Source organism: Rahnella sp. AA, from assembly GCF_002834385.1.
In the GTDB taxonomy this organism is placed as follows: domain Bacteria; phylum Pseudomonadota; class Gammaproteobacteria; order Enterobacterales; family Enterobacteriaceae; genus Rahnella.
Genome location: NZ_PITQ01000002.1, coordinates 91703 through 115665 on the forward strand (window position 1 = coordinate 91703; position 23963 = coordinate 115665).

The 23963-nt window shown below is 52.2% G+C and carries 20 protein-coding genes; 10 read left to right on the forward strand and 10 right to left on the reverse strand.

Going from position 1 to position 23963, the window contains the following annotated elements; genetic code table 11:
- Window positions 1–206 precede the first annotated feature (206 nt).
- Window positions 207–713, forward strand: a complete 507-nt coding sequence (gene sulA / locus CWS43_RS05315; protein ID WP_101075891.1) for an SOS-induced cell division inhibitor SulA — start codon at window positions 207–209, stop codon at window positions 711–713.
- A gap of 357 nt (window positions 714–1070) precedes the next feature.
- A complete protein-coding gene (ompA, locus tag CWS43_RS05320) occupies window positions 1071–2150 on the forward strand; it encodes a porin OmpA (RefSeq protein ID WP_101075892.1) in 1080 nt (359 codons plus the stop codon).
- 111 nt (window positions 2151–2261) lie between these two features.
- Here ompA and matP read toward each other — a convergent pair whose 3' ends face one another.
- Window positions 2262–2720: a macrodomain Ter protein MatP gene (gene matP / locus CWS43_RS05325; RefSeq protein WP_101075893.1), complete on the reverse strand. Its 459-nt coding sequence runs from the start codon at window positions 2718–2720 to the stop codon at window positions 2262–2264.
- A 209-nt stretch (window positions 2721–2929) separates the two neighbouring features.
- Here matP and CWS43_RS05330 point away from each other — a divergent pair, with 209 nt between their 5' ends.
- Together CWS43_RS05330 and fabA are read left to right on the forward strand one after the other, a co-directional pair.
- Complete coding sequence (locus tag CWS43_RS05330; protein WP_101075894.1) at window positions 2930–4696, forward strand: Lon protease family protein; 1767 nt, start codon at window positions 2930–2932, stop codon at window positions 4694–4696.
- A 68-nt stretch (window positions 4697–4764) separates the two neighbouring features.
- Window positions 4765–5283: a bifunctional 3-hydroxydecanoyl-ACP dehydratase/trans-2-decenoyl-ACP isomerase gene (fabA, locus tag CWS43_RS05335; RefSeq protein WP_013574872.1), complete on the forward strand. Its 519-nt coding sequence runs from the start codon at window positions 4765–4767 to the stop codon at window positions 5281–5283.
- A gap of 145 nt (window positions 5284–5428) precedes the next feature.
- Here fabA and rmf read toward each other — a convergent pair whose 3' ends face one another.
- From rmf to rlmKL, 6 genes are all read right to left on the reverse strand, one after another.
- The gene (gene rmf, locus CWS43_RS05340) at window positions 5429–5596 is read right to left on the reverse strand and encodes a ribosome modulation factor (RefSeq protein WP_013574871.1); all 168 of its coding nucleotides are present in this window, start codon (window positions 5594–5596) and stop codon (window positions 5429–5431) included.
- A gap of 275 nt (window positions 5597–5871) precedes the next feature.
- Window positions 5872–6441, reverse strand: a complete 570-nt coding sequence (gene pqiC / locus CWS43_RS05345; RefSeq protein WP_101075895.1) for a membrane integrity-associated transporter subunit PqiC — start codon at window positions 6439–6441, stop codon at window positions 5872–5874.
- Window positions 6441–8078 (reverse strand): intermembrane transport protein PqiB, encoded by a 1638-nt coding sequence (gene pqiB / locus CWS43_RS05350; protein ID WP_198555782.1) that lies wholly within the window; start codon window positions 8076–8078, stop codon window positions 6441–6443. The genes pqiC and pqiB overlap by 1 nt, the downstream gene beginning before the upstream one ends.
- A gap of 1 nt (window position 8079) precedes the next feature.
- Window positions 8080–9381, reverse strand: a complete 1302-nt coding sequence (pqiA, locus tag CWS43_RS05355) for a membrane integrity-associated transporter subunit PqiA (protein WP_198555783.1) — start codon at window positions 9379–9381, stop codon at window positions 8080–8082.
- 45 nt (window positions 9382–9426) lie between these two features.
- Window positions 9427–11331: an ABC transporter ATP-binding protein gene (locus tag CWS43_RS05360; RefSeq protein WP_101075898.1), complete on the reverse strand. Its 1905-nt coding sequence runs from the start codon at window positions 11329–11331 to the stop codon at window positions 9427–9429.
- 5 nt (window positions 11332–11336) lie between these two features.
- Complete coding sequence (rlmKL, locus tag CWS43_RS05365) at window positions 11337–13457, reverse strand: bifunctional 23S rRNA (guanine(2069)-N(7))-methyltransferase RlmK/23S rRNA (guanine(2445)-N(2))-methyltransferase RlmL (RefSeq protein WP_101075899.1); 2121 nt, start codon at window positions 13455–13457, stop codon at window positions 11337–11339.
- Window positions 13458–13567: 110 nt separating this feature from the next.
- Here rlmKL and CWS43_RS05370 point away from each other — a divergent pair, with 110 nt between their 5' ends.
- Window positions 13568–14671 carry a YcbX family protein gene (locus tag CWS43_RS05370; protein ID WP_101075900.1) on the forward strand — a complete coding sequence of 368 codons (1104 nt, stop codon included), beginning with the start codon at window positions 13568–13570 and terminating at the stop codon, window positions 14669–14671.
- Between the two features lie 48 nt (window positions 14672–14719).
- Here the strand turns inward: CWS43_RS05370 and CWS43_RS05375 are convergent, their stop codons facing one another.
- Together CWS43_RS05375 and pyrD are read right to left on the reverse strand one after the other, a co-directional pair.
- Window positions 14720–15265: a cell division protein ZapC gene (locus tag CWS43_RS05375; RefSeq protein ID WP_101076452.1), complete on the reverse strand. Its 546-nt coding sequence runs from the start codon at window positions 15263–15265 to the stop codon at window positions 14720–14722.
- Between the two features lie 183 nt (window positions 15266–15448).
- Complete coding sequence (gene pyrD, locus CWS43_RS05380) at window positions 15449–16459, reverse strand: quinone-dependent dihydroorotate dehydrogenase (RefSeq protein WP_101075901.1); 1011 nt, start codon at window positions 16457–16459, stop codon at window positions 15449–15451.
- Window positions 16460–16758: 299 nt separating this feature from the next.
- Here pyrD and ssuE point away from each other — a divergent pair, with 299 nt between their 5' ends.
- Genes ssuE through ssuB form a run of 5 tightly spaced genes read left to right on the forward strand, consistent with a single transcriptional unit; the run spans window position 16759 to window position 21114 of the window.
- The gene (ssuE, locus tag CWS43_RS05385; RefSeq protein WP_101075902.1) at window positions 16759–17340 is read left to right on the forward strand and encodes an NADPH-dependent FMN reductase; all 582 of its coding nucleotides are present in this window, start codon (window positions 16759–16761) and stop codon (window positions 17338–17340) included.
- 18 nt (window positions 17341–17358) lie between these two features.
- Window positions 17359–18321 (forward strand): sulfonate ABC transporter substrate-binding protein, encoded by a 963-nt coding sequence (locus tag CWS43_RS05390; protein ID WP_101075903.1) that lies wholly within the window; start codon window positions 17359–17361, stop codon window positions 18319–18321.
- 57 nt (window positions 18322–18378) lie between these two features.
- Window positions 18379–19533 carry an FMNH2-dependent alkanesulfonate monooxygenase gene (gene ssuD, locus CWS43_RS05395; protein ID WP_101075904.1) on the forward strand — a complete coding sequence of 385 codons (1155 nt, stop codon included), beginning with the start codon at window positions 18379–18381 and terminating at the stop codon, window positions 19531–19533.
- Window positions 19534–19543: 10 nt separating this feature from the next.
- Window positions 19544–20335 carry an aliphatic sulfonate ABC transporter permease SsuC gene (gene ssuC, locus CWS43_RS05400; RefSeq protein ID WP_101075905.1) on the forward strand — a complete coding sequence of 264 codons (792 nt, stop codon included), beginning with the start codon at window positions 19544–19546 and terminating at the stop codon, window positions 20333–20335.
- Entirely contained in the window at window positions 20332–21114 is a 783-nt protein-coding gene (gene ssuB / locus CWS43_RS05405) for an aliphatic sulfonates ABC transporter ATP-binding protein (protein ID WP_101075906.1), read from the forward strand. Before ssuC ends, ssuB begins: the two co-directional genes overlap by 4 nt.
- A 79-nt stretch (window positions 21115–21193) precedes the next feature.
- Here ssuB and pepN read toward each other — a convergent pair whose 3' ends face one another.
- Window positions 21194–23809: an aminopeptidase N gene (pepN, locus tag CWS43_RS05410; RefSeq protein ID WP_101075907.1), complete on the reverse strand. Its 2616-nt coding sequence runs from the start codon at window positions 23807–23809 to the stop codon at window positions 21194–21196.
- Window positions 23810–23963 lie beyond the last annotated feature (154 nt).

A 23963-nucleotide genomic window follows, 5' to 3' on the forward strand; every position in this document is an offset into this window, starting at 1 on the left:
TTTCACATAAATTCCTTACTTTCAATTTAAGTTACCCGAAGAGCTTAAAAGCAAAATACGCAATGTCGTGAAACTCAACAAATACAAAATGCAGTTACAGCCAGTTGCCTTCAAAATTTGCGAGATGTCTTGGAAAAATTGGGTTGATCTTTGTTCTCCGCCAGAGTACTGTACATTCATACAGTAACTCACTGGGGTACATCACTATGCGAACTCAACATCATGCAAATCATCATTTTAGCCAGCTTGCTTTGCCCGTTTCCCGCTCACAGGTAAATACGTCTGCATCCTTGAATAATGGTCTGATCACTGAGTTCGTCTATAGTGCGAGCCAACCTGCTTTTGCACAGTTATTATTGCCGCTGCTGCAACATCTGGGGATGCAATCTCGCTGGCTCTTATGGCTCACACCTCAGCAAAAGCTAAGTCGCGACTGGCTTTCACAGTCAGGGTTGCCCGTTGATAAGATGGTGCAGGTAAACCAAATCACGGCCATGTCGACAGTGGATGCAATGGAAAAAGCCTTGCAGACGGGAAACTACAGCGTAGTGCTGGGGTGGTTACCTGAATTGAACGATGAACAGCGAGAAAGGCTGCAACTTGCGGCACGTCAGGGGGGCGCTTACGGGTTCATCATGAAACCGACAAATGAGCAGAATTCAGCATGTGGACACCACTCCACAGTAAAAATTCACTCGTCTGTATACCATTAGTTCAAAATAGGAATCTTCCTATGAAAATAACGATGAACTTAGTGGTTTATGCTAGAAAAGCTCTCCAGGCCAGTAAAAACGGGCATCCGGAACACAGATTATTTGCAGAATTTGTCAGCAAATAGTCAAAGCCGTTAAGAAATGTGTACGTTTTTTCCTTTTTTTCCGAGGTGTTAACACATCAAGCTTGTAAGTTTCGCGCCACGTTGTAGACTTTACAACGCCAAGGTTGCTCTATAATGCCAACGTAAAGTGGCAAGTTCTGAAATGACGCAATAATCTTGGCGTAAGGATTTTAACCAAGGGCTTAAAAAGCTTAAAGCTCAATTGCCTATTTGGATGATAACGAGGCGCAAAATGAAAAAGACAGCTATCGCATTAGCAGTGGCACTGGCAGGTTTCGCTACCGTAGCGCAAGCCGCCCCTAAAGATAACACCTGGTATACCGGTGGTAAATTGGGCTGGTCCCAATACCATGACACTGGTTTCGCAAATGCTTACAACGGTATCGGCAATGGCCCTACCCACGATAGCCAACTGGGTGCAGGTGCGTTCTTGGGTTACCAAGCAAACCAATACCTGGGCTTTGAAATGGGATATGACTGGCTTGGCCGTATGCCTTACAAAGGCAGCGTAAACAACGGCGCGTTCAAAGCACAAGGCGTTCAGCTGGCTGCTAAATTGAGCTATCCGCTGACTGACGATCTGGACCTGTACACCCGTCTGGGTGGTATGGTTTGGCGTGCAGATGCCAATGGCAACTTCAACAACGGTGCAAATGGCCGCGTTAGCGATCACGACACTGGTGTTTCTCCACTGGCTGCAGTGGGTGTTGAATACGCAGTAACCAAAAACTGGGCTACCCGTTTGGATTACCAGTGGGTTAACAACATCGGTGATGCTGAAACTGTTGGCGCACGTCCTGACAACGCAATGCTGTCTGTAGGTGTTTCTTACCGTTTCGGTCAAGATGACGCAGCTCCAATTGTTGCTCCGGCACCAACTCCAGCACCAGCTCCAGTTGTTGAGACTAAGAAATTCACTCTGAAATCTGACGTTCTCTTCAACTTCAACAAAGCGACTCTGAAACCAGAAGGCCAACAGGCTCTGGATCAGCTGTACAGCCAGTTGAGCTCAATCGATCCTAAAGACGGTTCTGTTATCGTTCTGGGTTACACCGACCGTATCGGTTCAGAACAATACAACCAGAAACTGTCTGAGCAACGTGCTCAGAGCGTAGTAGATTACCTGGTATCTAAAGGTATCCCTGCTAACAAGATCTCTGCACAAGGCCAAGGTAAATCTAACCCAGTTACCGGTTCTACCTGTAACTCCGTTAAAGGTCGTGCAGCTCTGATCGACTGCCTGGCACCAGATCGCCGTGTAGAAATCGAAGTTAAAGGCTACAAAGATACTGTTACTCAGCCACAGGCTTAATAACACTCTTTAGCTTTTGCTACAGATATCAAAAACCCCGCCTTGGCGGGGTTTTTTTATGTCTTCAGCTGACGATGAAAAACGTATGTCGGCTGGATTCAAATGAATCCATCAACTCTCTTTCTTTCCGAGGATTTGCTGGAGATCTTCTTTCAGGGATGACATCTGGTTAGCATATTTCTCTTTACGCTCAGCATCTTCAAGCAACTGAATGATGGTATCAGACAGCGTTACTCCTCGCCTTTGCGCCAGACCCGCTAAACGTTGCCAGACCAGAAACTCTAAATCGATAGATTTTTTACGGGTATGCTGGTGTTCAGCATTAAAGTGCCGTTTACGGCGTGCACGAATAGTTTGCTTGAGCCGATTGTCCAGCGCCGGATTCATATTATTGACGATCCAATCCGCTACCTTAATGGGATCATTTTCCAGGCTGAGAAGCTGATTCACGGATTCCTGCGCGGCACTGTTTTCCAAATGGCGAGTAATGCGTTCTCCTTCCCGGTGCTTTTTCACCAGGTACTTCCATTTCCATCCGCTTTCCAGATTTTCCAGTTGCTGATATTTCATCGTGAACTCTTCGGTGACCCCGTAACTTTACTAAGCATAACAGCTTTAATTCAATTTTCACCCCAAATAAACCCGCTTATTCTGGCTGTTTTTTACGCACCTGTTCAGCAATGTGCACTAAGACCAATTCCGCTATGACTCTCATTGTATGCAGCCGGACTTATTCTTGTATAATCGCACTTTCCCTTTTATAGAAAACAGCTAACACATTGACCAATAACCGACTTGACTGGCAGCTTTTACTGCCCGACTCCGCGCCTTACGAGGCAATCTTTGCAACGGCTGCCGAGTTAGCCCCTGTCGATTTCGCAGGAACTCAGCCTCGGCTGGAAAATGGTTTAACGCTGTTTTGTCACCCCCGCTCCCGTCCGCGTTTTATGACGCTTAAGGCGCAGGAAAACCGCGAATATCTATCACTCATTGCCCGGGTCGTCAGTGACTTGATGCCAGAGCCCGCTGAAATCATGGGTAACCGCTATCACATTGAAGGCAACAAAGTGACGTTGCTGGCGGCTAAATCCGCGGAAGATGCTTTTGCAGCGAAATATACTTGCCAGTACCGCGAGTGGATTGAAGCGGAGCAATTGTTCGGGTGTGTGCGTCTGTATAAAGATCAGATTCAGCTGGAGCCGGGGCTGGTGCATCAGATTAACGGCGGCGTTTTGGTTCTTTCTATCCGCACCCTCATCGCTCAGCCGCTGATGTGGTTACGTCTGAAGCAGATGATCACTGAAGGTCAGTATCATTGGGTGTCGCCGGATGAAACCCGACCATTACCGGTGACAATCCCGCCAATGCCACTGGATATTCGTCTGATCCTCGTCGGCGACCGTCTGTCGTTGGGTGACCTCAGTGATATGGAGCCGGAGCTGATAGATTCAGCTATTTATGGTGAATTTGAAGCTGACCTGCCATTGACGGAAGAAAGCAACATGGAAACATGGTGCGCTTACGTAAACACGCTGGCCGATGAGCTTGAAATTCCACGCCTTGCTGCTGATGCCTGGCCTGAATTTTTGAAAATGGCAATCCGGCACAGCACGGATCAAGGCAGCCTGACACTTGATCCCGTCTGGTTAAATACACAATTGAATGAAGCAGCGCTCTACAATGAAGATGACCTGCTCAGCGCCAAAGCCCTTGAAGCCGCTTCCAACGCGCGTGCCTGGCGTGAAAGCTATCTTCAGGAGCGTATGCAAGATGAGATCGAACTGGGTCAGATTCGTATTGAGACAGAAGGTGAAGTTGTCGGGCAAATTAACGGGCTCTCTGTACTGGAATATCCCGGACATCCTCGTGCACTGGGTGAACCTTCCCGTATTAGTTGTGTCGTACACACCGGTGACGGTGAATTTACCGACGTTGAGCGTAAAGCGGAACTAGGCGGCAATCTTCATGCTAAGGGCATGATGATTATGCAAGCTTTTTTGATTTCCGAATTAGAACTCGACCAGCCTCTGCCCTTCTCCGCTTCGATTGTGTTTGAGCAATCCTACGGAGAAGTGGACGGCGACAGCGCTTCTCTTGCTGAACTCTGTGCACTGATCAGCGCTCTGTCGATGCAGCCGATTAATCAACAAATTGCGGTAACCGGCTCTGTCGATCAGTTTGGGAACGTGCAACCTATTGGTGGCGTAAATGAGAAAATCGAAGGTTTCTTCGAAGTTTGTCAGCGTCGTGGTCTGACCGGCAAGCAAGGGGTCATTCTGCCAACCAGCAACGTGCGTAATTTGTGCCTGCATCCGCAAGTGCTGGACGCCGTTCGCGAAGGCCAGTTTCACTTATGGGCAGTCGATAACGCAGCCGAAGCGCTGCCTATCCTGACCGGACTGATTTACACAAACGAAGAAGAAGCTGAAGAAGAACGTCCGACCCTGCTGGGATTAATTCAGCAGCGTATCGCGTTGGCAACCTCGCAAGGTGGCCCGCGTTATCCGTGGCCTCTTCGCTGGCTGAACTGGTTCAGCCACAGCTGATCGGAGTTGTTCAGCTTACAGCTGTTCGCTAAACTTCGCCCTTCATTAAAATAAGGCTTACATAGAACATGGTAGATAAACGCGATTCCTATACGAAAGAAGACCTCGTAGCTTCTGGCCGCAGTGAACTGTTTGGCGCTGGCGGTCCTCCATTACCATCAGGCAATATGCTGATGATGGATCGCATCGTTAAGATGCAAGAAGATGGCGGCACCCATGGCAAAGGCTATGTTGAAGCTGAATTAGATATCAATCCGGACCTGTGGTTCTTTGGTTGCCATTTCATCGGTGATCCGGTCATGCCGGGTTGTCTGGGTCTGGACGCAATGTGGCAGCTGGTAGGTTTCTATCTGGGCTGGCTCGGTGGCGAAGGCAAAGGCCGCGCGCTGGGTGTGGGTGAAGTGAAATTCACCGGTCAGGTATTACCGACCGCTAAACTGGTCACTTACCGCCTTAATTTCAAACGCGTGATCAACCGTAAACTGATCATGGGCGTTGCAGATGGCGAAGTTCTGGTTGATGGCGTAGTTATCTATACCGCAACGGATCTGAAAGTCGGCCTGTTCAAAGACGCTGCCGCGTTCTAAAAGCCGCTTCAGTTAAGCACCATACAAACGGTGAGCGATAAGCTCGCCGTTTTTTTTTGGGGCTTTTAACGTAAAATGCGGGTCGCTATAAACAAAAACCTCCGCGCGCAGCGGAGGTCGTTCCTTATTCTGACAGGGTAGCCGCTTAAGCGGTAACAGCCCTGTCCTCCATGGCTTGTCGCCAACCCCCGAGCCAGTGTGATCGGGCATCTAATGATTGGTACGGGCAAATCTCTTTTGAGCGCCCGCCAATACCTGCTTGGTATCCACGTGATTGTGCCCGTTCCAGGCGATCGCGTTTTTGTCTCTTCATGCCTTATATCCCTCATTATTCAGGTCAGGTGGAAAGAAAACAGTGGCCCGCTTTCGCGTCCACATCTAACAAATAGCTGTAATATGAAGGGAGGTCAATGCGCAAATTTCACGCCAATGTCACATTCGTGAGTTATATTATTCGATTGCGCGCAAATTAATCGTGCCGGTTGAAAACTCATCTGGCTGATCGCCCTAAAAAAATCCCGGTGTCTGAAAAGTCAGAAACCGGGATTTTTTGTCTATAACTTAAAAAATATTAAGCTTAAAAAATTGTCATCTTATCTGTGACGCAATCTGGCTTGCTTCTTGCTGCCAGCCTGCGGCCAACGTTCTGACCAGCGCATCATAACCGTCTTCGTTCTGTTTCAGATTCAGCGCGAAATCACGCTGAACCGTCTGTCCACCGTGCGTCAGCGTCCAGCTTCCGCTGACCACTACGATACCGTCGTAACGTCCGTGGAAACCGGTGACATTCACATTCAGCACATCCTGTTCGTCAGAACTGCCCGCCAGTGAAGAAACCAGGAAGCCCGGCAGATCACGGCGCAGGTAAGTCACCAGTGATTGCTGGAGCTGCTGATCCAGCGGGCTGGCCCAGAGATTGTTCTGGGTCAGCGTATACTGCACGTCATTGGTCTGATAGACCAAACCTGTGCCCGCCAGATAATCAGCCACACTCACCCGCTCGACCCACAAATGGCGCTGCGCGGCTGAACCTGGCGCCACCGAGCTTCCTGCCACTGGCGCGTTACTGAGTACCGGCAGCTGATAGTACGTTTTCTCGTTACTGCTGCTGCATGCAGACAGGAATAATGCTAAGACGACAGGTATCCATTTCATCATTATTTGGCCTTCTTCGGCTGAGGATCATCTTGCCCTGGGGCGGCGAAAATCAGTGCATTACTTTTCTGGTTCAGCGTTTTCAATACCGGCTGAAGTTCACGCAGCGTTTTATCCAGGCTCTGCATATCGCCGACAAGGTTGCCGTAAGCCGGTGAGCCCGGCTGGAAGCCTTTCAGGCTACGGTTAAGCTGGATCAACGTTTGCTGCATATCCGCTGGCAGGTTTTTCATCTCTTTGCTTGAGACAATCGCGTTCAGAGATTCGATGGTTTTCTGCGTAGATTTCATCGTTCTCTGGCTTTCAGCCAGCGTGCTGGTGGCTTCACGCATCATCGGCTCAATCGGCAGATTGTTGATTTTATCCAGTGTCGTCATCAATTTCTGCTGGATTTGCGCGAACCCGCCGCTCACGGTTGGCAACAGTTTATGCCCGGCAATTTCCAGCGGCCCTTTCCACGGTTTCTCGTTCGGATAGAAATCCAGATCGATATACGTTGCCCCCGTTAACAAGTTCGCTGACTTCATAGAAGCACGCAGACCATGAGCAATGCCATCCCGGATATGATCTTCAATATTGAAATTAACGCCTAATAGCTGATCAAAGCGATCCGGTTCAATGCGGATCAACACAGGGATGCGGTAATCGTCGGTGATCTGCTGTTTCAGAACATTCAACGGATAAGGCACTTCAGCCACCGTCCCGAGGCGGATACCCCGGAACTCCACCGGTGCGCCCGGTTGCAAACCACGAACCGAATCCGAGAAGAACATCACGTAATCCGTATGACGGGTATACAGCGAGTCCTGAATACTTTTCTGATCGTCAAACAACTGGTAGTTATCGCCATTTTTCGCTTCAGAACCTTGCGCCCAGCCGTTCGGAATATCAAAGCTGACACCACCGCTGAATAACGTGGTCAGAGAACCCATTTCCACACGCATACCGGCGGCGGACATATCAAAGTTCACTCCGCTGTCTTTCCAGAAACGCACATTGTCGGTGACGAGCGTGTCGTAAGGGGCGCGGATGAAGAGCTGATATTTGATGTTACGCGCCTGAGGATCGAAGTGGCTGGTTTCCACCGTCCCCACCTGATAACCCCGGAACAGCACCGGATCGCCCGGATTCAGTTGCCCTGAGCGTTCGCTTTCAAGGATGACACGTACACCTTTCGCATCCGGTGACGCCAGCGGTGGGGAATCATCGAGTTTATATTCCGCTTTCTCGCCACCTTTATTTCCCGGCTGTAGCTGAATATAAGCGCCGGACAATAACGTCCCCAGCCCGGAGACGCCTTCGCGACCGATTTGGGGTTTAACAACCCAGAATACAGAGTCATCACGCAGCATTTTCTCCATGCCGGTGTTGAGCCGTGCCTTGATGATGACCTGCTGCAGGTCATCACTGAGCGTGACAGTTTCCACTTTACCCACGTCAACATTCCGGCTTTTGATGGTGGTTTTACCCCCTTCAATACCTTCTGCGCTGGTAGTAATCAATGTAACTTCCGGCCCCTGATGGCTGAAGTGATAAAACAGGATCCATGCGCCAATCAGCGCGGTCACGATCGGCACAATCCACACGGGTGACCAGCGTTTAATCTTTTCTACTTTGGCAGTCCCGTCTTGTCCTGCCATGTTATTTCCTGCCATCTTGTGGCTCCTTTGCAGACTTCATTCCAGCGCGATCCCAAATGAGCCTTGGGTCAAACGTCATGGCGGCGAACATCGTGAGGATAACAACACCCGCAAACAGCAGCGCGCCGATATCCGGATAAATACTCATCAGCTGCCCCATCCGAACCAGAGCAGACAGCACCGCAATGACAAACACGTCAATCATTGACCAGCGGCCAACAAACTCAACAACTTCATAAATGACATGCAACCTTTCCCTATCGATTTGCTTGTTACTGTTGGCATCCCAGCACAACCAGGCAATGGCGATCATTTTTAATGTCGGCACCATAATACTGGCGATGAAAATCACCATCGCTACCGGATATGAGCCATCACTCCACAACAGAACGACACCGGCCATAATCGTTGAGGGCATCGGATTGCCCAATACCTGGGTAATCATAATCGGCAGCATATTGGCCGGTAGGTATAACAGTATGGACGTCACCAGCAAGGCCATCGTCCATTGCAGACTATTTTTACGTCGCGCGTGGCCTTTGCTTTTACAGCGGCCACACACTTCCTGCTCCGCAGGCAAAATCGCCATGCAGCAATGACAGGAACGCAGCCCCTGGCGCAAACCGCTCTCGCCTACCCGTAACGGCTGAACAAGTTCAGGTGCAGGTTCGATGTGTTCCCACACCCAGAAGCGGTCGGTGCACTGAAAAGCGCGCAGTTGCAACAGGCAAAACAGAACATAAGGGATAAAGCTGGTACCAATCCCGACATCACCATATGCCATCAGCTTGACGAAACTCACCAGCACACCGGCGAGGAAAATCTCCACCATGCACCAGCTTTTCAGCCGGAACAGCGTACGCGCGATGCTCACTTTCCAGTGAACAGGAATTTTGTTGCCGTAGCAAAGAAGGATAATCGACAGCATGCAAACCGCCGGGAGCAGTTGCACCACGATCATAAACAGCGACGCCATACTGGCGTAATCTTCAGAAACCAGAACCTGCGGGATCTGGACCAGTGTCACTTCACTGCTCAGCCCGGCAACGTTCATATTGACGAAAGGGAAAAGGTTGGCAAGCAACAGCATGAATAGCGCACTGATTGCATAACCGACAGGACGCCGGCGAGGTTCTTTCCAGCGCGACGTTAATGTCGTGTGGCAGCGTGGACATTTTGCTTTTTGCCCTATGGCAATATCAGGAATTGCTACCAGCAAATCGCACTGCGGGCACAAAATGTGCGGATCGTGAACATGTGAACACACAAGCCAACTCCTCAATTGCGGAACGTGCAATAGCATGTGCCGGGGAAAATCCTTCATCCCGCGACACATGACGGGGCAGTGTTAGCCGTTTTTCTGCGCTTCCAGCGCTTCCCAACGTTCAAACGCCTGCTCTAACTCCTGCTCTGCTGCGGCAAGGGCGGTGATCACTTGCTGCGTTTTTTCATGAGGAAGTGTGAAGAAATTTGCATCACTCATTTGCTGTTGCAACGCTTCAATTTTTTCTTCAAGAGTACTGATTTGAACAGGTAATTGCTCCAGCTCGCGCTGTTGATTATAGCTGAGCTTATTCGCCGTGCGTTTGGCCGGTTCTGCTTTCGGTTGCGCAGCGGGTTTATTTTCTGCCGGTGCAGCCTGACGGATTGGTCTCTGATTACGGCGCTGATGCTGCGCGTCAAAGTAACCGCCCACATAGCTGTTGATCACACCATTGCCTTCATAAATCCAGCATTCGGTGGCCGAGTTATCAACAAATTCACGGTCATGGCTCACCAGCATTACGGTGCCCTGATAGCTGTCGATCATCTCTTCCAGCAGCTCCAGCGTTTCCACATCCAGGTCGTTGGTCGGTTCATCGAGGATCAGCAGGTTGCTTGGACGCAGGAACAGTTTTGCCAGCAGCAGACGGTTACGCTCGCCGCCCGACAACGCTTTCACCGGCGTCATCGCACGTTTCGGGTGGAACAGGAAGTCTTGCAGATAGCCCAGCACGTGACGTGCACGCCCGTTGACCATCACTTCCTGTTTACCTTCCGCGAGGTTGTCCATCACCGTACGTTCCGGATCAAGCTCAGCTCGGTGCTGGTCGAAGTACGCGACTTCCAGCTTGGTGCCGCAGTGAACGCGGCCGCTGTCGGCCTTAATCTGACTTAACATCAGTTTAAGCAATGTGGTTTTACCACAGCCATTCGGGCCAACCAGCGCAATTTTATCGCCGCGCATCACCTGTGCAGAGAAGTGGCTCACCAGTTGCTTACCGGCAATCGCGTAGCTGACATCTTCCATTTCAAAGACAATCTTGCCGGAAGTCGAGGCTTCAACGACCTGCATCTTGGCGGTGCCCATTACTTCGCGACGTTCAGAACGCTCCTGACGTAAGGCTTTCAATGCGCGGACGCGGCCTTCGTTACGGGTACGACGAGCCTTGATACCCTGACGGATCCACACTTCTTCCTGCGCCAGTTTTTTGTCGAATTCAGCGTTCTGCAATTCTTCAACGCGCAGCGCTTCTTCTTTAGCCAGCAGATATTCTTCGTAGTTACCCGGATAAGAAACCAGTTTGCCGCGATCGAGATCGACAATGCGGGTCGCCATGTTGCGGATGAAAGAACGGTCATGAGAAATAAAGATAATGCTGCCCTGGAACTCTTTCAGGAAGTCTTCCAGCCAGGCAATACTTTCGATGTCCAGGTGGTTGGTCGGTTCGTCGAGCAGCAAAATGTGCGGCGCGCTGACCAGCGCACGGCCCAGTGCCGCTTTACGCAACCAGCCGCCGGACAGAGATTTAAGTTCGGTATCGGCGTCCAGGCCCAGTTTCAGCAATACTTCATTGATACGGCTGTCGAGCTGCCACAGGCCCTGATGATCAAGGATCTCCATCACCTGCGCCAGTTTGTTCAGGTTCTTTTCGCTCGGGTCGGTTTCGACCAGATGCGAGATTGCGTGATACGCTTTCAGGTGTTCCGCCTGCTCGAAAACGCCTTCAGAGACGAAATCAAACACCGTACCTTCCACGTTGCGCGGAGGATCTTGTTGCAGACGCGCCACAATCAAGTCCTGCTCATAGACGATGCGTCCGTCATCGAGCGGCACTTCACGGTTCAGAATTTTCATCAGCGTCGATTTACCGGCGCCGTTACGGCCAACCAGACAGACACGTTCATTCGGCTCGATGTGTAATTCGGTGTTATCCAACAGCGGCGAGTCACTGAATGACAGCCAGGCACCTGACATACTAATTAACGACATAAACTTTATTTTTCCTCGCCGGCATGGGACAGCAGCCAGCAGTTATGAATTTGACGATTACGGGCGAAATCCTGTGACAGGGTTTGGCTGGTGATTTCTTTGGCGGTCAGCCCCAGCTTGCTCAGTCCGTCGAGATCCATCTGGAAGCCGCGCTTGTTATTGGAGAACATAATGGTTCCGTTGCGACGTAAAATGCGTTTCAAATCTTTCATTAAAGCCAGATGATCGCGCTGAACGTCAAAACTGTCGGCCATGCGTTTCGAGTTAGAGAATGTCGGTGGATCGATAAAGATCACATCGAATTGCTCATCACACATGCCCAGATAAGACAGGCAATCTGCCTGAATCAAACGGTGCTGACGGCCCGTCAGGCCATTAGCACGCAGGTTTTTCTCAGCCCATTCCAGATAGGTACGGGACATATCTACCGTGGTCGTGCTACGCGCACCGCCCAAACCGGCATGAACGCTGGCCGTGCCGGTGTATGCAAACAGGTTCAGGAAGTCTTTTCCTTTACTCATTTCGCCCAGCATTTTGCGGGCAATACGGTGATCCAGGAACAAACCAGTGTCGAGATAATCCGTCAGGTTAACCCAAAGCTTAGCGTTGAATTCCTCAACCAGCAGGAACTCACCTTTTTGTGCCAGTTTCTCATACTGACTGGTGCCTTTCTGACGTTCGCGGGTTTTCAGGATCAACTGGCTGGAGGAGATATCCAGCACGGACATCGTGGCGTTAATCACGTCAAACAAGCGCTGACGTGCTTTCTGTGCATCAACCGTTTTCGGCGGCGCATATTCCTGAACCACAACTTTACTGCCGTAGCGGTCAACCGCCACGTTGTAATCTGGTAAATCGGCGTCATACAGGCGATAGCATTCGATGCCCTGCTGTTTGGCCCACTTCTCCAGCTTTTTAACATTTTTGCGCAGACGGTTGGCGTAATCTTCTGCCATTTGCGCGCCTGCCGCACCGGTCGGGTTTTCCGCCAGCTGGTAGTTTTTCTGCACACATTCCAGCGGGCCGTTCTTCGCTTTGAACTGGCGCTCTGCGCGCAGTTGCAGGCAGCTCAACAGCTCAGGTGACGCACTGAACAGCGATAACTGCCAGCCGCCAAACTGTGTTTTCATGATGCGGCCAAGCATGTTGTGCAGCGCAATCAGAGCCGGTTCGCTTTCCAGACGCTCGCCGTATGGCGGGTTGCTGATAACGGTCCCGGTCGGGCCTTCCGGCAGCGGATTCACCAGTTTGCCGACTTCGACGGCTTCAAAACTGATGAGTTCAGCCACACCTGCGCGACGGGCGTTGGCACGTGCCATCTCGATAACGCGACGGTCAATATCAGAACCGAAGAAGCGTGACGTGGTTTCCTGAACACCACGGCGGGTACGAACCTGCGCTTCTGCAGTCAGTTCGCGCCACAGTTCAGCGTCAAATTTGCTCCAGCCGGTAAAGCCCCAGTGCTGGCGATGCAGGCCCGGTGCGCGATCGGCGGCGATCATGGCCGCTTCAATCAGCAACGTACCGGAACCACACATCGGGTCAACCAGTGGCGTTCCTGCCTGCCAGCCAGAACGCATCACGATTGCCGCAGCCAGGTTTTCTTTCAGCGGAGCCTGGCCGGTCAGGTCACGGTAGCCGCGCTGATGCAGGCCTTCGCCACTGAGATCCAGCGCGACGCTGGCGGTATCACGTTGCAGAAACACGTTAACGCGGATGTCTGGTTGTTGCTTAGCGACGTTCGGACGCTCGTCCATTTTGCGGGTAAAGCTGTCAACGATGGCATCTTTTACCTTGAGCGCGCCGTACTGGCTGTTACGGATTTCGTCGTTCAGGCCGCTGAAATGCACGGCAAACGTTTTTTCCACGCCAAACACGGACGGCCAATCAATCGCCATCACCCCAAGATAAAGATCCAGATCGCTGTGAACTTTGAATTCATTCAGCGGTAACAGGATGCGGGAAGCCAGACGGCTCCACAGTAAGCTCCGATACATCAGGCGATCGTCACCTTCAAAATGCACCCCTCCCTGCACAACTTTGCAGGCTTGCGCGCCCAGCGTTTCCAGTTCGCTTTTTAACAGTTCTTCCAGTCCACGCGCCGTGCTGGCAAACAAAGAGTTCATATCGACATATCACCAAAAATAAAATTGTTGCGCATTATAGCTAATCCCTGCCTCTTGTCATAAAGTCTCTGGTTATTCTTAAGACTTTATAATCTGAGAGGCAGTGTTCAGTGCCCATTCTTTCACGTTTATTCGTTCACCCGGTTAAATCCATGCGAGGCCTGCAGGTTTCACACTCGCTGGTCACAGCCACGGGTCTGGCCTTCGATCGCCAGTTCATGATTACCGATCCACAAGGCATGTTTATTACCGCCCGCCAGTATCCCAATCTTGTCTTGTTTACACCGGTACTGTTACCCGATGGCCTGATGATTTCTGCGCCAGAAGGGGAAAGTATCATTGTCAAATTCAGCGATTTCGCTGGTCAAAACTCGCCGACAGAAGTCTGGGGTAATCAGTTTACCTCACTCATCGCGCCGGAACCGGTAAATCGCTGGTTAAGTGCTTATTTAAAGCGTGACGTCCAGCTTCGCTGGGTCGGCGAGGAACCGACACGCCGGGTGAAAAAACATCCGGCAGTCCCGTTGTCATTTGCCGACGGCTTCCCGTACCTGCTGATTAATGAAGCGTCGATGCAGGATTTGCAACGCCGTTGTCCGGGGGGCGTCAGGGTAGAACAGTTCCGGCCCAATATTGTGGTCAGCGGCGCAGAAGCATATGCCGAAGATACCTGGCAGACTATCCGCATCGGCGAGGTCATTTTCGACCTGGTCAAACCGTGCAGCCGCTGTATTTTCACCACCGTCAGTATTGAACGCGGGCGTAAACATCCGCGTGGCGAACCGCTGAAAACCTTGCAGGGCTATCGTACTGCCAGCGATGGCGACGTGGATTTCGGCCAGAATATGATTGCACGAAATACCGGCGTGATCCGCGCAGGCGACAGTGTAGAAGTGCTGGCCACCAAACCACCGAGACCTTATGGCGCAGGTGAAGTGGTTGAAAACGTCGACGCGCCGAAAAGCACTGCGCAGAACGTGACCATCAATTATCAGGGCACGCAGTTCACCGGGAATAATCAGCAGATTTTGCTCGAACAACTGGAATTGCAGGGATTACGCATCCCCTATTCGTGTCGTGCGGGAATATGTGGTGCCTGCAAAATGACATTACAAGAGGGAAAAGTTTCACCGCTGAAGGAAAGTGCCGTGGGCAAAGACGGAATGATATTGTCGTGCAGCTGTATTCCAGCCTCAGATATTATCATCGGCTAAAAAACGCATTTAACTCAGGGTCAGGCAGTTTTAACCGGAATAAAGAACTTAAACTGCCTGATCGTAGACATCGCTGTCTACCCGGAATACCGCTGGCATCAGCCGGTCATGCATCACTTTAATTGCATCACCTAACACCATCCCGCGCCCTGCCACTGTCAGACGTTCCTGCGCCAGCAGGCACAGACTGGCGTTATCGCCGGACTCAACCACCAGTAATGTCGCCTGCTCACCACTGTCCATAACCTGCACTTGCGCGAGCTGACCGTTTTCAGGCTGAAACGGGCAAGCCTGCTGACTGAAATGCCAGCTCTTTGGCATCAGGGGTTTTAAAAAACGATAAGCCACCAACGCATTCAAAACTAATTCAGCACGCTGCTCAGCGGCCAGACGAATATGTTTACATTGTTCTTCATAGTCGAAATACAAAGCCGCATCATCGACACAAAATGACATATTTCCGAATGCATCCGGGGTTAGCATTTTTGCCGGAAAACGGGAACGAAAAATCATGCCATTGGCGAGATCCAGCATAAGCCGGTCATGCTCTGCATCAAAATACCAACGCCAATTATCATCTGGTTTGATTTTCATTTCGTTATCCTGTTTGCCCTCATGCCCTTGTCCGACGTCATTATCCATTATTCTATCAGAATAGGATCTTTCATAATGAAACGATATCAGACAAATCCTGAGCCTGTATTCAGGCCAGTGGACAAAATATAGACGAGCCCGGTTAATAAATAAACCCCTGACTCGCCTTCAGGATAAAAAATATTAGATGTGGGTAACAATATCTTTGATTAATCCCGGTCCTTTGAAGATAAAGCCGGAATAGATTTGAATTAATGACGCACCTGCTGCCATTTTTTCACGCGCAGCTGTTAATGAGTCAATGCCGCCAACGCCGATAACCGGCAGGCGCCCTTGTAATTCATTAGACAACATGCGGATAATTTCTGTGCTGCGCAACTGTACGGGACGGCCACTCAGGCCACCGGCTTGTTCACAATGATTCAGACCCTGGACAAGTTTACGATCGAGCGTCGTGTTTGTCGCAATCACGCCATCCATATTATGGCGGACCAAACTATCGGCTATTTGGATCAATTCTTCTTCAGAAAGATCCGGCGCGATCTTCACGGCGACCGGCACATATTTCTGATGCCGTTGCTGAAGCTCAAGCTGTTTATTTTTAATCGCAGCCAGCAAATCGTCCAGCGCTTCACCGTATTGCAGTGAACGTAATCCAGGCGTATTGGGTGATGAAATATTCACCGCAATATAACCCGCGTACGGATATACTTTTTCCATACAGGTCAGATAATCATCTTTGCCCTGCTCAACCGGCGTATCTTTATTCTTGCCGATATTAATCCCCAGGATGCCGTCAAAATGGGATTTTTTGACATTATTCACCAGATTATCCACACCGTGGTTATTGAACCCCATGCGGTTAATCAGGCCTTCAGCTTCCACGATGCGGAATAAACGTGGCTTATCATTACCTGCCTGTGCGCGCGGCGTTACGGTGCCTACTTCAATAAAACCAAATCCCATTGCGCCGAGCGCATCAATGCATTCCCCGTCTTTATCCAGGCCAGCGGCCAGCCCCAGCGGGTTCTTAAAAGATAATCCCATGCAGGCCACCGGTTTGACCGGAACGGACTGGCGAATTAAAAACTCAAGAGGGGTGCCGGAGATACGGCTTAACTGGCGAAAGGTTAACTCGTGCGCACGTTCTGGATCGAGCTGAAACAGTGCTTTCCTGACAAAAGGATAATACATGGAGACTCCTGGATTCCCGGTGGCTAGACGGGGCGGTATTATCGACTAAGCGCCAGGCAATTGGAAACGATAACCGGCGTATTGGCCCAATAATTGTTCCCACACGCAATCGATTACTTTTTATTTACCTTTATTTCACTTTTCCTCCCTTCCCGGACCGCTAAATCTCCGACTTATCTGTTTTCAGACTATTTATAGCCAAAATTGAGATTTCCGCTCAGCAGCCGGAGCCTGCTAGGTTTACTTCACTTCGTTAATAAAAATGATAGTTCTATAACAGATTGTTATAAGGAGTGGTAATGCGCGTTATAACTTTGGCAGGCAGCCCGCGACAACCTTCGCGATCGTCAGCCCTTCTTGCTCTCAGCCATCAGTGGCTGGCAAGCCGTGGCGTGGAGGTTTTTACCTACACCCTTCAGGATTTCTCCGCTGACGATTTGCTGTTCGCTAATTTCGCCAGCCCGCAGTTAAAACAGCTTAATGCTGAACTGGCGAGCGCTGACGGTTTGATCGTAGCAACGCCAGTCTATAAAGCCTCTTTTTCCGGTGCGCTAAAAACATTGCTGGATTTACTGCCTGAGCGCGCACTTGACCACAAAGTCGTGCTGCCGCTGGCGACCGCCGGTTCCATCGGCCACATGCTGGCAGTGGATTATGCCCTTAAGCCAGTGCTCGCTTCACTGAAAGCGCAGGAAGTTTTACAGGGTGTTTTCGCCGACGACAGCCTGATTACGGATTATCAGACATTTCCGGCGAAACTGGATCCTGCACTCGAAGAGCGCCTGAGCGAGTCATTGGGAAATTTTTATCTGGCCCTGAGCCGCCGCCGTCCGGTCTTGCCGTCCGTTTCATCCCTGTCTGCGCAAACATTACGCGTTTAATCATAAAAGGAATTAAAGATGACCCTGTTGCGTCACCTGCCGGTCGTTGCCGGATTGATCACCAGCCTGATGTTAAGTGGCGCCGTTAACGCGCAGGAAAAAGATCCCGCACAGCTGCGCATTGCCTACCAGAAAGGATCCGTTGGCTTAGTTCTGGCGAAATCGCACCAGTTGCTGGAGAAACGTTTCCCGGACACCAAAATCAGCTGGGTGGAATTCCCTGCCGGGCCGCAGATCCTTGAAGCGCTGAACGTTGGCAGCATTGATCTGGGCGGAACCGGTGATTTACCACCGTTGTTCGCGCAGGCCGCAGGCGCGGATCTGCTGTATATCGGTTCCGAACCGCCAAAGCCGAAAGCTGAAGTGATTCTGGTCGACAGCAACAGCCCGATTAAAACTGTCGCTGACCTGAAAGGCCATAAAGTCGCGTTCCAGAAAGGCTCCAGTTCACACAATTTACTGCTTCGCGCGCTGCAACAGGCCGGGCTGAAATTCACTGATATCCAGCCGGTTTATCTGACACCCGCCGATGCCCGCGCGGCTTTCCAGCAGCATGACGTCGATGCCTGGGCCATCTGGGATCCCTACTATTCTGCTGCACAGGTTCAGGGCGATGTCCGCGTGCTGACCGACGGTTCCACGCTGCACCAGACCGGTTCTTTCTATCTGGCACCGAAAAAATATACCGAAGCGAATCCGCAATTTATCAGCGCCGTTCTGGACGTGTTAACGCAGGCGAATGCGCTGACGAAAACCGACCGTGCGCAAAGCATCACGCTGCTTTCCCAGTCGATGGGGCTGCCGGACAAAGTCGTGGCGTCGTACCTCGATCATCTGCCGGACATGCCTATCACACCGGTCAGCGCGGAAACGGAAAAACGCCAGCAGCAAACCGCCGATTTGTTCTATGAAAACCATATTTTGCCAAAACCTGTTGAGATTAAAGATCGCATCTGGAAGCCCGCTGTACAGGCTAACTGATCACTCATTGAGCCGCCCGCTGAGCGGCACCCGTGACGAATTGAGAGGAGCAACAACATGAGTCTGAACGTATTCTGGTTCTTACCTACCCACGGCGATGGCCGTTATTTAGGCACTGAAGAAGGCGCGCGCGTGGTCGATCATGGCTATCTTCAGCAGATCGCACAGGCCGCAGACCGCCTGGGTTTTGGCGGTGTATTGCTGCCAACGGGCCGTTCATGTGAAGACTCATGGCTGGTGGCCGCCTCACTGATTTCGGTGACTCAGCGTCTGAAATTTCTGGTGGCGCTGCGCCCGGGGATAATTTCTCCGACGCTGGCTGCCCGTCAGGCCGCCACGCTGGACCGGCTTTCCGGCGGTCGCGCGCTGTTTAATCTGGTGACGGGCGGAGATCCCACCGAACTGGCTGCCGAAGGTTTGCACCTCAATCACAAGGAACGCTACGAAGCGTCCGCAGAATTTACCCGCATCTGGCGCCGCGTGCTGGAAGGGGAAACCGTGGATTACGAAGGCAAGCATATTCAGGTGAAAGGCGCGAGCCTGATGCATCCGCCGGTTCAGTACCCCCGCCCGCCCCTGTATTTTGGCGGATCTTCTGACGAAGCGCAGGATCTGGCCGCTGAGCAGGTTGAGTTGTATCTCACCTGGGGCGAGCCGCCGGCGCTGGTGAAAGAAAAAATCGAGCAGGTCCGCGCGAAAGCCGCGGCGAAAGGCCGTACTGTTCGTTTCGGTATTCGCCTGCACGTGATTGTCCGCGAAACAAACGAAGAAGCCTGGCGCGCCGCCGACAAACTGATCGCCAACGTGGATGACGAAACTATTCAGCGCGCGCAGGCCGCTTTTGCGAAAACCGATTCCGTCGGTCAGCACCGTATGGCCGCCCTGCACGGCGGCGACCGCAATAAACTCGAAATCTATCCGAACCTGTGGGCAGGCATTGGTCTGGTGCGCACCGGCGCTGGCACGGCGCTGGTCGGAGACGGCCCGACCGTGGCGGCCCGCATGCAGGAATACGCCGATCTGGGCATCGACACCTTTATTTTCTCCGGTTATCCGCATCTGGAAGAAGCGTACCGCGTCAGCGAGCTGCTGTTCCCGCATCTGGATCTGGCAAAACCCGAAGACGATCAAACCGTGAAAAAAGCCATTTTGCCGCGCGGTGAACTGGTGGCGCACGATTTTGCGAATAAACGCGTCGCCAGCCAGCATTAAGGAGAAAAAGATGACGAGATCACAACGCTGGCTGAACCGCGCCGCGCCCTGGGTCGTTCCGGTTGTTCTGATCGGCGGCTGGCAACTGGCCGTTGAAGCGGGCTGGTTGTCCAACCGAATTCTTCCGGCACCGAGCGCGGTGATTGAAGCGTTCTGGACACTGGCGAAAAGCGGCGACCTCTGGCAGAACCTGAAGATCAGTACTTTCCGCGCGCTGACCGGTTTTGCCATCGGCGGCAGTCTGGGTTTACTGCTCGGCTTTATCACCGGGCTTTCACGCTGGGGCGAACGTCTGCTCGACAGCTCGCTCCAGATGTTGCGTAACATTCCGCATCTGGCGCTAATCCCGCTGGTGATCTTGTGGTTCGGCATCGATGAATCCGCCAAAATTTTCCTGGTGGCGCTGGGCACGCTGTTCCCGATTTATCTCAACACTTATCACGGTATTCGCAACATTGACCGTGGCCTGCTGGAGATGTCGCGCAGCTACGGTTTATCCGGTTTCCCGCTGTTTATTCAGGTGGTGTTACCGGGGGCGCTGCCTTCGATTATGGTCGGCGTCCGTTTTGCGCTGGGCTTTATGTGGCTGACGCTGATCGTCGCGGAAACCATCTCTGCCAACTCAGGGATCGGGTATCTGGCGATGAACGCCCGCGAGTTTTTACAAACTGACGTCGTGGTTGTGGCCATCGTGTTGTATGCCATCCTCGGCAAACTGGCCGATGTGCTGGCCCGCCAGCTGGAAAGTGTCTGGTTACGCTGGCACCCGGCCTATCAGAAAAAACAAGGAGACGCCGCATGAGCGCACCTGCACGTATCGGGCAAGGCACGCCGGTCACCTTATCCGGCATCACGAAAAAATACGGCAACCGCGCCGTCCTCAACGACATTAATCTACGTATTCCACCCGGCCAGTTTGTGGCCATTGTTGGCCGCAGCGGTTGCGGGAAAAGCACCTTGCTGCGCCTGCTCGCCGGGCTGGAAAAAACCACGCAAGGCGAGCTGCTCAGCGCCAGTGCCCCGCTGAGTCAGGTTCGGGAAGATACGCGGCTGATGTTTCAGGATGACCGCCTGTTACCGTGGAAAAAGGTGATTGATAACGTCGGGCTGGGCCTGAAAGGCCAGTGGCGTGAGGCCGCGCGCGCTGCGCTGGAAGAAGTCGGGCTGGCTGACCGCGCCGACGAATGGCCTTCGGCGTTATCCGGCGGACAAAAACAGCGTGTGGCGCTGGCACGGGCACTGATCCACCGCCCCCGCCTGCTGTTGCTGGATGAACCACTGGGCGCGCTCGATGCGCTAACGCGTATTGAAATGCAAAGCCTGATCGAACGTTTATGGCAGCAGCATGATTTCACCGTTTTGCTGGTGACACATGATGTCAGCGAAGCAGTCACGGTTGCGGATCGCGTGATCCTTATCGATCAGGGGCAAATTGGCATGGATTTAACCATTGATTTGCCACGCCCGCGCCGGAAAGGATCTGCGCGTCTGGCTGAGCTGGAAGCCGAAGTGCTGGAGCGCGTGCTGACGCCACAACCTGCGCAGACAGTAACTCAGGAAGCGAAGCGCGCGCAAAGTTAACGGAAAGCCCCGTCATCTCAACATGCAAAAAGGGCGATGTTTCCATCGCCCTTTTGTCTTTCTGCGTTTCTGCGGTTAATTACGCATCTAACGCTTTGGTGATTTTCTCGAACAAATCACCGGACAGGTTTTCCAACCCTTTCAGCTGCTCCAGTGCCTTACGCATCAATGCCTGACGGCCAGCATCATAACGTTTCAGACGGATCAGCGGCTCAATCATACGCGCGGCAACCTGCGGGTTACGCGTGTTCAGATCGGTCAGCATTTCGGTCAGGAACTGATAACCGCTGCCGTCTGCGGCGTGGAACGCAGAAGGGTTAGCCGACGCGAACGCACCGATGAGTGAACGGACGCGGTTCGGGTTGCCCATGCTGAATGAACGGTGGTTGAGCAATGAACGTACTTTCTGCAACACATCGGCCGCCGGGCTGGTCGCCTGCTGGATAAACCATTTATCCATGACCAGACCGTCGTGATGCCAGCGCTCGTCGTAAGCGGCCAGCAGCGCTTCACGGCAAGGTAACTGTGCAGCCACAGCGGCGGCCATTGCGGCCAGCGAATCGGTCATGTTATCGGCCTGCTCAAACTGGGTTTTAACCAGCTGATCCGCCACAGCAACATCCGCGAAAGCCAGATAATGCAGACAGGTATTGCGCAGAGAACGTTTACCAATATCTTCGTGAACCACACGGTATGACGGCAGACGGTTTGCGTTATAAACCGCCAGGAATTCATCCGACATCTCGGTCGCCAGACAACGGGTAATCGCGTCATGCACGGCGCTGATCGCTTCCGGATCGATGATATCGAACAGTTCAGCGATCTCGTTTTCTGACGGCAACGTCAGGATTTGTGCCGCCAGTGCCGGATCGATGTGCTCATCCAGCAGCACCGCACGGAAGGCATCAGCCACGTGCAACGGCAGTGACAGAGGTTGTTTCTGCTGATGGCGCGCAACGTTCAGTTTGATGTAGATCGCCAGCAGGCTTTGCGCGGCGTCCCAGCGGGCAAAATCGTTACGCGCGAATTTCATCAGGAAAGTCAGCTGATGATCGCCCCACTTGTAATCGAGTTTTACCGGCGCGGAGAATTCACGTAGCAAAGAAGGCACCGGCGGAGTTTCCACATCATCAAAGATGAAGGTCTGCTCGGCTTCGGTCACATTCAGCACATGGCTTACGGTCTGGCCATTTTGTTTCAGTGCAATCACGTTGCCCTGCGGATCGTAGAGTTCGATATCCAGCGGAATATGCAACGGCAGCTTTTCAGCCTGATCGGGCGTCGGCGGGGTTTTCTGGCTGACAGTCAGAGTGTATTGCTGTTTTTCCACGTCGTAGTCGTCGCGCACGGTCAGTACCGGCGTGCCGGACTGGCTGTACCAGCGGCGGAACAGCGACAGGTCAACATTTGAGGCATCTTCCATCGCCTGCACAAAATCGTCGCAAGTCGCAGCGCTGCCGTCGTGACGTTCGAAATACAGCTGCATACCGGCCTGGAATTTCTCTTCACCCAGCAGGGTGTGCAGCATGCGAATAACTTCGGAGCCCTTCTCATATACCGTCAGGGTGTAGAAGTTATTCATCTCGATCACTTTTTCAGGACGAATCGGATGCGCCATCGGGCTGGCATCTTCAGAGAACTGTGCACCACGCATAACGCGGACGTTATCGATACGGTTGACGGAACGGGAGCCGAGATCAGAGCTGAATTCCTGATCACGGAAAACGGTCAGGCCTTCTTTCAGGCTCAGCTGGAACCAGTCGCGGCAGGTCACGCGGTTACCGGTCCAGTTGTGGAAGTATTCGTGGCCAATCACCGCTTCGATACCGAGGTAATCTTTGTCGGTCGCGGTTTCGGCTTTTGCCAGCACATATTTGGAGTTAAAGACGTTCAGGCCTTTGTTTTCCATCGCGCCCATATTGAAGAAATCAACGGCAACAATCATGAAGATGTCGAGATCGTATTCGAGGTTGAAACGGGTTTCGTCCCATTTCATCGACTGTTTCAGGGATTCCATTGCCCAACCCGCGCGATCCAGATTACCACGGTCAACGAACAGCTCCAGCGCCACATCGCGGCCTGAGCGGGTTTTGAAAGAATCACGCAGAACGTCGAAATCACCGGCAACCAGCGCAAACAGATAGCAAGGTTTCGGGAACGGATCCTGCCATTTGATCCAGTGCTTGCCGCCTTCCAGCTCGCCGGAATCGATACGGTTGCCGTTCGACAGCAGGTACGGATAACGGGTTTTGTCCGCCACGATGCGGGTGGTAAAACGCGCCAGCACATCAGGGCGATCCAGATAATAGGTAATATGGCGGAAACCTTCCGCTTCGCACTGCGTACACAACGCTTCGCCGGACAGGTACAGCCCTTCCAGCGCGGTATTTTTCGCCGGATGAATTTCGTTAACAATCGCCAGTTCAAACGATTCCGGCAGGCCAGTGATTTCCAGCGCGCCTTCTTTTAACTGATATTGCGGCCAGTCCTGACCATTAATCTTCAGGCTGATAAGCGTCAGGTCTTCCCCGTTGAGCACCAGCGGAGCGCCTTCTGCGCCCTGTCGTTTGATCTGGCTGACGGCGGTCACCAGGGTCTTCTGTGCATCAAGCTCGAAATTCAGGTCGATATCCGTGATGGTGTAGTCCGGCGCACGATAGTCGTGGCGGAACTTGGCTTGTGGCAGTTGAGTCATAAAAAACCTTTTGGCGTTTTCATTGTTTAGGGTGATGACGATTTATGGAAGATGAAGCGGGCGCATGTCCCAGCGATTCGCTGTACAGCCCTGACAGCCTTCAATCTTTTTATCTCTAAACTCTAACACAGGCGTCAGGAAATCCCAGATTGTT